This window comes from Schaalia meyeri (assembly GCF_900105015.1).
Taxonomy (GTDB): Bacteria; Actinomycetota; Actinomycetes; order Actinomycetales; family Actinomycetaceae; genus Pauljensenia; species Pauljensenia meyeri.
Genome location: NZ_FNLK01000010.1, coordinates 178,739 through 188,632, shown reverse-complemented (window position 1 = coordinate 188,632; position 9,894 = coordinate 178,739). Strand labels below are relative to the sequence as shown.

Genomic DNA, 9,894 nt, shown 5'->3' with positions numbered 1-9,894 from the left:
TCCCTTACCTTTGCCTCAGTAGTCCAGGCCGCCGCGTCGCCATTCGTAGGCGTAAGGGACGGCCAGGGTGACCAGGAAGCTCATCATGACGATCAGACCGAAGAGACCGAGCTGGTTGAAGGTGACGGCCCACGGGTACATGAAAACGACTTCGATGTCGAAGATGATGAAGGTCATGGCGACCAGGTAGTAGCGCACCGGGAAGCGGCCCTCGGTGAGGTGGGCGCTGGTCGGCTGGATGCCGCATTCGTAGTTGTCGGCCTTGGTCTTTGACTTCTTGGTGGGCCCCAAGATCGCGGAGGCAACCAGGCCCCCGAACGCCAGCACGAGGGCAGCTGCCGACATGATGAGCAGCGGCACGTAGGGATTCGTCATCGTTCCTCCCGGTTATCGGTGGCGGTGCTCATGCGGGGCGCACCACCTTGGTCAGCAAAGCGATCAGTTGATCGTCGAAATCCCCGCCGTTTCTCTCGTACCCGTCCGACAGGAGTTTGTGGACCAGCGTCATGAGGCGCGCGTTGGGCAACCCGACGTTCGTGCAGGTGCGCATGATCGTCGGGTTTTCGATGAGGGCGACGAAGATGCGGCCCAGCTGGTAGTAGCCTCCGTATTCGTCGCGCAGCATGTGGGGGTATTCGCTCATGGCGCGGTCGATGCCTGCGCGGTGGTTCCGGCTCAGGGCCTGGGCGATGCAGCAGGCCGCGTAGCGCCCGGCCTTCATGGCGGGGGCGATGCCTTCGCCGTTGTAGGGGGATACCATGCCGCCTGCGTCGCCGACCAGGACCAGGCCCTGCGTGTAGTGGGGCTTGCGGTTGAAGCTCATGGGCAGGGCGGCGGAGCGTAGCTGGCCGATCTGGTTCTCGGGGGTGAATCCCCATTCCTGGGGCAGGTTCGCGGTCCAGGCCTTGAAGACCTCGCGGTAGGGCAGGTTGGTGGCACCCGCGCGGGAGGCGACGGAACCGAGGCCGACGTTGACGACGCCGTCGCCCATGGGAAAGATCCACCCGTATCCGGGCAGCAGGTCGGAGTCGCCGGGGGTGCCGCTCCACAGCTCCAGGTGGGATTCCATCCATTCTTCGTCCCCGCGGGGGCTGCGGAAGTAGGCGCGGGCGGCGACGCCCATGGGGCGGTTCGTCTTCTTTTCCAGGCCGAGGCTGGTGGCCAGTCGGGCGGCCACTCCCCCGGCGTCGACGGTGATGGGGGCGCGCACAGTGATGGTGGCGGCGTTCTTTCCGCGCCCGCTCTTGGCGGTGACGCCGGTGACGCGGCCGGAGCCGTCCTGGATGGCGCCGGTGACGGTGACGCCCTCGTGCAGGCGCGCCCCGGCGCCCACGGCGCGGCCAGCGAGGGCATGGTCGAGGTCCATGCGGGCACGTGTCATGCCGTATCCGGGCAGGGATTTCTGGTCGGGCCAGTCCATGCGAACGGTGTGGCCGCCGCCGATGACGGTGAGGCCGCGGTTACGCATCCACCCTGTAGTGTCAACGCCCATGGCGATCAGCTCGTGGACCGCCGCCGGGGTGAGTCCATCGCCGCAGATCTTGTCGCGGGGGAACGTAGATTTTTCCAGGAGGATGACGTCGAGGCCCGCCTGAGCGAGGTGATAGGCGGTGGAGGACCCGCCGGGGCCTGCACCGACGATAACAACGTCGGCGCTCATGTCGCCAGGCATGGTGGATGCCACCGCGTCCCTCCTGTGTGGTGCGCGGTTTTCTCCGCGCGAAATGTACATAGGCGGATGAGGTGTGCACATCACCTCATTCGCCCGAAAGACTATCCAGGCACCCCTCGCCTCGGCGACCTACGTTACTTTTTGGCTGTATCTCGGGGAATCAGGTATGCGGGAGCAGCGCTCAGTCCCCCCATTTGCGCAACGAAACTCTGTCGTAAATCTCGGTCCGGGCCTCGTCGGCCTGAGGGGCGCGCGACTGGCGCGAACAAAGCGGCCCCGGTCCCCCATGTGGACATGCTTGCTGGCCACGCGCCGGGTCCATAGACTGGGGGAAATCAACACACCACCCTTGACCGGCCACCGCAGGCCCCGCGGCCGGTCGATAGCAGGAAGCACACCCATGGCCACCGACTACGGTTTCAACAGCGATTCCCACGCGCACACAAACGGGGACATGACGGACGGCGAATCCGCCCTCGCCTCATCCAACGACGCGACGCACCAGCTCAATGGCGCGCAGACGGACACCCGGTGGACCAGCGAGCAGGGGCCGAGGAGCTTCCGCAGCAGCACCATCGCCTTCTTTGGTTCCGTTGATGAAATGCTGGCCGACGAGCAGGACGTCTTCGACACTTTCCGGACGAATCTGTCCATCGCAGAGCAGGAGGCGCGGGGCACGGAGGAAGCCAACGCGGCGATCCTGGAGGCCATCAACCGCGCGCTCCAGTCCGACCCCGAAACGGCGGCGGCCGCGGCCGCCGCGTCGTCCGCAGCTTCCGGGGTTTCGGGGGCCAACTCCTCCGCCGATGGTGCCGCGACGCCCAGCGCCCCGCCCGCCGACGCACCCACCCCCGTCGGCGAGATGCCCGAGTTCTGAGCGTTTAGTTAAAGGATAGGGATCATGGTTTCTTCACCTATGTATGACCGTCTCATGCAGTTCGCCGCGGAAGCGGAATACAACGAAGAGCTCAGGTCGTGGGACGGCGAGCACAAGCGCATCCTTGACGGCTTCGATCAGGCCATCGAGCGCGTGCGCCACTTTCAGCAGCACCAGGGGTTCACCGGCCAGACCGGGGACGCTCTGAACGCGTGGGCGGACAAGACGGTCGCCCGGCTCGAATCAAAGCGGTCCTACTACATGCGTGGCATCGCCCACTATGTGGCGGCTCGCCAGGCGATCGCCCAGGCGAAGGCGGATGCGAAGCAGCTGTCCCCCGCCCTGCTCGATTCGAAGACCGAGGCGCTGCGCTCGGCCGCGACGGTCGCCCTGCCTTTCACCCCCGTCCTCGCCCCCGTGCCCGGGCTTGTCGCTAACACGGTGCTCTCGACCGGAGCGGCCTACGTCAGCGCCGTGGAGGCTCAGGCCAACGCCCAGCGCGAGGCAGCCTCCGCCGAGATCCTTGATCGCGTCAACAGCACAGTGGGCGAGATCGGCGGGGGCATGAAGAAGTTGGTGCAGGAAGGACCGAATTCTGGGTACACGAACATCGATATTCCTGCCGTTTCACTTCCACAAAGCACGGAAGAGAATCTCGATCGCGGCCACATCCAGTTCTCGCCCTACGATCGAGGCGCCTACGGCCGCAGCGCCGAGGACGATTACGGGCGCGCTCCCCTGCGCTCCGACAAGTCCCTGTACCCGGAGGGCTACGCGGACCCCGACACGGAGGAGGCCGCGCGTCGGCGCGCGCTGGCTTCCCACCAGATTTCCAAGCGTTACCTCCCGCCGGATGCGAACGGCTCCTACGGCAGGCCCATCACCGATCCGCAGGACCTGATGGGCGTGGACCTCATGCACACCCGAGTGGACGCGAACCGCCACCGCAACGGTCACGTATGGGGCGGACACGTGCCGGCCACCCCCACCGACATCGACCACCCCCTGTGGCGCATCAACGGCGGCCCGGCCACCGACGCCAGCACCGCTGGTCGACTCGGCGGCGCCGGAATGCTGGGGGCTGGCGCCCTGGGGCTGCGCGGAGCCGCCCGCGCGTTTTCCGGCGGGACGGTGGGCCCTGCTCCGGCACTTCACGCCGGTTCCTTTAGCGGAAAGGGGTTCGGCACGTACACTCCGCCCGCAGCCTCAGCCTCACAGGGCGGCGCGGGGAGCTCCGGGCATCCCGGCTACATGGGTGGTACGGGGGCCGGTGTGGGCGGCACCAATGACGACAAGAAGCAAGAACGACGCAAGTACGAACCGTACCGCTACCTGGACGACGACGAGGGCGCCTTGCCCGAGGGGTACGTCAATCCCATGTCGCAGACGTACGGTTCGGACAGGGACATCACGCCCGCGAAGCGCGTGGACGACGGATGGGATCCCCGCCAATGGTAACTGCTCCCCGTACCCGCATCGCATTCTCGGTGGCCTGCGCGGCCGCGCTCGCGCTGGGCTCGCTGGCCCTCCCGGCATCCCCCGCCCGCGCAGCCGACACCATCACCGCCGCCGACCAACCCTACTTCGCCTACTACCACCTCGACCAAGCACGAGCCAAAGGCTACACCGGCAAAGGCGTAACCATCGCAATCATCGACGGACCGGTCGATACATCTCGTCCAGAGCTTGCTGGCGCTTCGATCAGCGATAGGAGCCCGTGTCCTGTCAACCCCAGTAACGACAGTCGTAGACACGGTACCGAAATCGCGTCGCTGCTGGTTGCACGCGACTACGGCGTTGCACCCGACGCAACCCTCAACAGTTACCAGACCCTGAGCGGAGGCTCCACGGCCGATCCATCATGCAAAGACCCAGCAATCCATAAGCATGCGTCATTGATTAACCATGCAATTAATGACGGCGCACAGGTCGTCAGTATCTCGCTCTCTTCAGAGGACCACGACGCTTCATTAAAGTGGGCCATGGCCAGGGCGATGAGTTCGGGGACTATCATTGTCGCGGGTATGGGAAACACCCCTATCGCCAACGACTCAGCAAGCCTGTCAGCGTGGTCTGGGGTCGTCGGCGTTTCCGCTGTCGACATTACCGGGGCGCGGGCCGACTACTCATCTTGGGGGAACACCGTGACGACCGCTGCCGTCGGAGGCCCTATCAAAGCCTACGACCACGGAACATCACAGATCATCGAAACCAGAGGCACATCAATCTCGACCCCTATCGTTGCTGGTTTTCTTGCGTTGACTCGTCAGAAGTGGCCGGACGCGACCGCGAACCAGCTGCTGCAACTCCTGGTCCACACGACCGTCAACCCCGATGGAGGATGGAACCAATACACCGGATACGGGGTGGCCAGCCCGGCATCCATGCTCAACACGGACCCCAGCCAATACCCCGACGAAAACCCCCTCGCCGATAAGGGCGGCGGCTCCAGCCCCACCCCCGAGGAAGTCAGGCGGTACGCTGACGGAATCGTGGACCCCACCGAGATCGTCCACGACAACTCCTACACCTACCGAGGCCTGGACGAATCCACCCTGACCTCGAAAAACAACCCCTACCCCACACACATCGGAACAAGCCCCCGCTACCACGCTAAGTAGCAGCCGTCCTCCACGCGCGAAGGCCGGAACCCCGCTGAGGGGTCCCGGCCTGGTCGTTAAAGAACCCTACGGCAGCGGCTTCACCGCGCGGTGCATGCAGGCGATTCCGCCCGTCAGGTTGCGGTACTCGACCTCACGCCATCCGTTGGCGGCGATTATGCGGCCGACTTCCTCCTGCGCGGGCCACTGCCGAATGGACTCCACCAGATAGTCGTACGCGCCGTCATTCGTGGAAGCCACGCGCGCCAGCGCCGGCATCACCGTCGACTGGTAGGCGTTGTAGAGTCCGCGGCATACGCGCGAGGTTGGCGTGGAAAACTCCAACACCACCAGGCGTCCGCGCGGGCGTACCACGCGCATCATCTCCCGCAGCGCGAGCGCCGGGTCGGGGATGTTCCTCAGCCCCCACGAAATGGTCACGGCATCGAAGGTTCCGTCCTCAAAGTCCAGGTCCATCGCGTTTCCGTGGACAAACTCGATCTCGGGGTGGCGCTGGCGCCCCACCTCGATCATCCCTTCGGACAGGTCGCAGGCGACCACCTCGGCGCCGCCCTTGGCCAAGGCGGCGGAGGACGTGCCGGTTCCGGCGGCCAGGTCCAGGATGCGTTCGCCGGGGTGTGGGGCGACCGCCTTGCGCAGGGCGACCATCCACACGTTGTTCAAACCGCCCGTCATCAGCGCATCCATCATGTCGTAGCGCGATGCAACGGAGTCAAACATCGAGGCAATCTCTTCGGGCACCTTATTCAGGTCCGCGCGCGGGGCTTCGTTCATGCGTTAATCCTCCCACGTCTTTCAGCGCGCCGCCGCCCCGGCTCCTACCATGGAACCCATGCACGACAACTCCGGATGCTCGCGCCTGGTTTTTCGGGCGGCGTTCCTGCCCGCACAGCACCCGGGGTCTGCTTGCTCACTGTTCCACCTGCTCCCCGCTTCCGGTGGCGCCGCGTGGCTGGGCGAGCGCCGCCAGATGATTGGCCTGGGACGCGCGCTCACGTTCGAGTCCACCAGCGCCGACGCGATCACGGATGTTCGCCGCGTGTGGGAGGGCGCCGCCGCCCCACTTCCGGGCGATATCCCCTCCCCGGTCCTCTTCGCGTCCTTCGCGTTCCGCGCCCCCGCCCGCTCTGTGGCCTTCGTTCCGGCGCTGACCATCATCGACCAGGCCGGGGCGCGCTGGGCGATCACGGCGGGCATCGGCCGGGCCCCGGACCCGCTGGAGGCACTCGACGGTGCTCTGCTCGCGGCCCGCCCCACCCCCCGCGTCCCCGCCTCGTTGTCTTTCGGCCCAGGATCGATGTCCCGAGGCCAATGGCGTGCCTCGGTCCGATCTGTCGCGGCGCGCCTGCGCGAGGGGGATGCCGACAAGGCCGTCATGGCGCGCGACATGACTGTGCGCTGCTCGCGGGGTTTCGACGAGCGCTACCTGCTGGAGCGGCTCAGCTCCCTCTACCCGTCAACGTGGCGTTTTTGCGTGGATTCCCTGGTGGGCGCCTCCCCGGAGATGCTGATTTCCTCCTCGCGAGGCACCGCCGCCTCGCGCGTCCTGGCCGGCACCTGCCCGCCCGGGGAAGGCCCCTCGCTGGCATCCAGCGACAAGGATCTGCGCGAGCACGCGCTGGCCTCCGATTCTGTCTCATCGATCCTCACGCGCCTGTGCTCCGACGTGCACGCCCGGGGCCCGTTCCTGCTGGAGCTGCCCAACGTCGTTCACCTGGCCACCGACGTGCGCGCGCGGCTCGGCGATGCACACCTGCTGGATCTGGTGGCCGCCCTGCACCCGACGGCCGCCGTGTGCGGAAGCCCGCGCGAGGCGGCGATGCGCCTCATTGAGGAAATCGAGGACACGGAACGGGGCCGCTACTCAGGGCCGGTCGGCTGGGTGGATACGGCTGGCGACGGCGAGTTCGCGATCGCCCTGCGCTGCGGGCTGGTCTCGCCCGCGGGCCTGCGGCTCTTCGCGGGGGCCGGCATCATGCCGGATTCGGACCCCGACGCTGAGTTGGCCGAAACCGAAGCAAAGATGCGCCCGCTGCTGGACGCCCTGGGGGTGTGAGACCCCGCGATGCTCGTCATCGCGGGCAGCCGCGGCCGGGGCTTTTGCGACCATAGGACTCCGACACGCCGGCGACACGCCGACAAAGTAGCCCTGTGGTTGCAATTCCCCCCAAGCCACCACCGCCGCACGAGCATCCGACGCCACCCGAATCCCACGAACGATGGCATCGACCCGCGCGGAGACAGACGGCGCCCGAAGCACCCGTTTCCCCCGGCGCCCCTCACCGGCGCGCAACGCCCACCAGCGGACGGGGCCACGCTCCAGGTCGATCATCACGCAACGCACGGCGTTGCTTGCAGCGCGTTGAGGTTACGTTCCACAGGCCTAACGGTTACGAAGGTGGTCACAACGCGGGCACTCACGCTGCGCGATCGCACTCACCGTTACAAACGTCGTCCAAACGCCGGTACGCCCGCGGCCCGATCCCGCCCACCGTTACAAACGTCGTCCAAACGCACGCTCGAACAGCCGTTTCCTGCCCTTTCGGGTACCGGATGGACGACGTTTGTAACAACCGAGCCGGAAACCGCCGAAAATCGAACCCGGATGGACGACGTTTGTAACAACCGCGCCCGAAACCCCCGACAACGGGCACGAAGGGACTGGGTAGCCGCCATGCAACAGCCCTTCCACGCGCCCCGGATCATCGCGGGAAGTGTGCAGAGTGTGGGGTCAGGGGCATCCACCCCATCCACGCTCCCGCAGCATGGCCACCGCCACGCGAACAGAGCCGCGTTGAGCGCCTCCAGCGGGTCCGGGGCGCGGTCGATGCCCGCCGTGATCGCCCAGCGCGCCCCGGCCTGGTCGATGATGGTGAGCGCCGGAACGAAGGCCACAGAGCGGGCGGGGGCGCGGAACGCGAAGGACGCGAAGAGGACCGGGGAGAGGATATCGTGTGCCCGCAGGTGAGCCGGGCCACGGTCAGACGCCAAACTCTCGACGGAGCGTTGCTACCGCCGTCGTCTCACGGCTCGCGCTCTACGCCCCGCGCCCGTTCAGCCATGCGCGTGCACGCTTTCCCCTCCCTGCGTGACGAAACCCGCCGCTTGAAGGAAGCGGCGGAACACCGACCGCAACGAAACCAATCCGGAGTGACGAGGCCCGCCGCCCAAGGGGCGGCGGGCCTGCGGTGCGGCGCGCGGCCGCTCAGGTTCCCTGGATCGTCACCGACACGTCGAAGGTGGCGCCGTCGCGAGCGACCGTCATAGTGATCGTGTCCCCCGCGCGGTAACGTCGCACGTAGCCGATGAGCTGCTTGGGGCTGGTGACCTCCTGGCCTTCGACCTTGGTGATGACGTCGCCGGAGCGCAGGCCCGCGCTGGCGGCGCCGGACCCGGGGGTGACGTCCTGGATCTGGGCACCGACGTAGGTGTCGGAGCCGACCGTGGTGGTCGCGGCCCTCACCGTCACGCCGAGCATGCCGTGGGAGGCGTGTCCGGAGGCGATCAGCTGGTCGGCGACGGAGGCCGCCAGGTCGGAGGGGATGGCGAAGCCCAGGCCGATCGACCCGGCCTGCCCATCGCCGGAGGACGACAGCGACTTGATCGACGAGTTGATGCCGACCACTGCGCCGGTCGCGTCGAAGAGCGGGCCGCCCGAGTTACCGGGGTTGATCGAGGCGTCAATCTGGATGGCGTTCGTGACCACGAGGTCCGATGACGCCTGGGTCGGGTCCTGGGGGCCCTTCGAGTCTTCCATGGACACCTCAACGGGGCGGTTGAGGGCCGAAACGATGCCGGTCGTCACCGTGTTCGACAGGCCCAGGGGGGCGCCGATGGCCATGACGGGGGCGCCGACCTTCAGGGTGGAGGAGCTCGCGAAGCGCGCGACCGTCAGGTTCGAGGGCGGGTTATCCAGGCGGATGACGGCCAGGTCCGTGGTCTTGTCGTGGCCGACAATGTGCGCGGTATAGAGGCGCCCGTCAGCCAGGGTTACCTGGATCTTGCCTCCGTTCAGGACGGAGGAGATCACGTGGTAGTTCGTGACAATGTCGCCCTGGGAGTCGTAGATGACGCCGGAGCCGGTGCCGCCCGAGGAGGTCGCGCCCTGCGTCTGGATGGTGACGACGGCCGGGGAAACCGCCGATGCGACGGCCGTCCAGTCGGTGCCGTCGCTGTTGGAAGCGGGAAGGGCGCTGACGGTGCCGCCGTTCATGTTGCTCGGCGTGGAGGCGCGCAGCAGCGCCGGGCGCGCGAGGAACACGGCACCCAGCGTCATGACGATCGTCAGGACCATCGCGCCGACCAGGGCGACCCAGCCGGGTCCCTTCTTGGTGACGACGACGGCCGGGGCCGCTGGATTCTCTGGCAGGGCCGGGGCCGTTGGGTTTTCCGGCGAGGCCGGTGCCTCGTACTCCGTGTAGGGATCGCCGGTGGGCGCGTTCCAGGCGCCGCCTTCCGTGCCTGTACCCGGGGCGAACGGATCCGCGGGGGCGGGGGGTGAGACGGGCGCGGGGATAGTGGTGGCAGCGGGCATCTCGCGCGTGACATCCGGCTGGCTGCCGGGCACCGCGTGTATTTCCTGCGTCGCCGCTAACGGGTCGGGGGGCGCGGGCCGCTGCGCGTAGCGCGGGACCCCGCCGGGGTTGTACGGACGCGACGAATCGGCGTCGGGGGTTGGAAGCTGAGGATTGGTCATGGTTCCCTCGTGGTGTCAGTTCTCAAGT

The 9,894-nt window shown here is 67.1% G+C and carries 8 protein-coding genes; 4 read left to right on the top strand and 4 right to left on the bottom strand.

Annotated features, from left to right (window positions below):
• Positions 1-15: 15 nt before the first annotated feature.
• Positions 16-375, bottom strand: a complete 360-nt coding sequence (locus tag BLT68_RS05050) for an NADH-quinone oxidoreductase subunit A (RefSeq protein ID WP_050695250.1) — start codon at positions 373-375, stop codon at positions 16-18.
• A gap of 28 nt (positions 376-403) precedes the next feature.
• Positions 404-1,684 carry a geranylgeranyl reductase family protein gene (locus BLT68_RS05045; protein WP_074633218.1) on the bottom strand — a complete coding sequence of 427 codons (1,281 nt, stop codon included), beginning with the start codon at positions 1,682-1,684 and terminating at the stop codon, positions 404-406.
• Between the two features lie 388 nt (positions 1,685-2,072).
• Between BLT68_RS05045 and BLT68_RS05040 the strand changes: the two genes are divergently transcribed.
• Genes BLT68_RS05040 through BLT68_RS05030 form a run of 3 tightly spaced genes read left to right on the top strand, consistent with a single transcriptional unit; the run spans position 2,073 to position 5,170 of the window.
• Positions 2,073-2,549, top strand: coding sequence for a hypothetical protein (locus tag BLT68_RS05040; protein ID WP_074633159.1), 477 nt, complete (start codon positions 2,073-2,075; stop codon positions 2,547-2,549).
• A gap of 24 nt (positions 2,550-2,573) precedes the next feature.
• Complete coding sequence (locus tag BLT68_RS05035; protein ID WP_074633157.1) at positions 2,574-4,007, top strand: hypothetical protein; 1,434 nt, start codon at positions 2,574-2,576, stop codon at positions 4,005-4,007.
• The gene (locus tag BLT68_RS05030) at positions 4,001-5,170 is read left to right on the top strand and encodes a S8 family peptidase (RefSeq protein WP_232618757.1); all 1,170 of its coding nucleotides are present in this window, start codon (positions 4,001-4,003) and stop codon (positions 5,168-5,170) included. The genes BLT68_RS05035 and BLT68_RS05030 overlap by 7 nt, the downstream gene beginning before the upstream one ends.
• 66 nt (positions 5,171-5,236) lie before the next feature.
• Here BLT68_RS05030 and BLT68_RS05025 read toward each other — a convergent pair whose 3' ends face one another.
• On the bottom strand, positions 5,237-5,944 hold the full coding sequence (locus BLT68_RS05025; protein ID WP_074633154.1) for a class I SAM-dependent methyltransferase: 708 nt from the start codon (positions 5,942-5,944) through the stop codon (positions 5,237-5,239).
• Positions 5,945-6,002: 58 nt separating this feature from the next.
• Between BLT68_RS05025 and BLT68_RS05020 the strand changes: the two genes are divergently transcribed.
• Complete coding sequence (locus tag BLT68_RS05020) at positions 6,003-7,226, top strand: isochorismate synthase (protein WP_198482570.1); 1,224 nt, start codon at positions 6,003-6,005, stop codon at positions 7,224-7,226.
• A 1,149-nt stretch (positions 7,227-8,375) separates the two neighbouring features.
• On the opposite strand, the gene BLT68_RS05010 is transcribed toward BLT68_RS05020, so the two are convergent.
• Positions 8,376-9,866: a S1C family serine protease gene (locus tag BLT68_RS05010; protein ID WP_074633151.1), complete on the bottom strand. Its 1,491-nt coding sequence runs from the start codon at positions 9,864-9,866 to the stop codon at positions 8,376-8,378.
• Between the last annotated feature and the right edge of the window lie 28 nt (positions 9,867-9,894).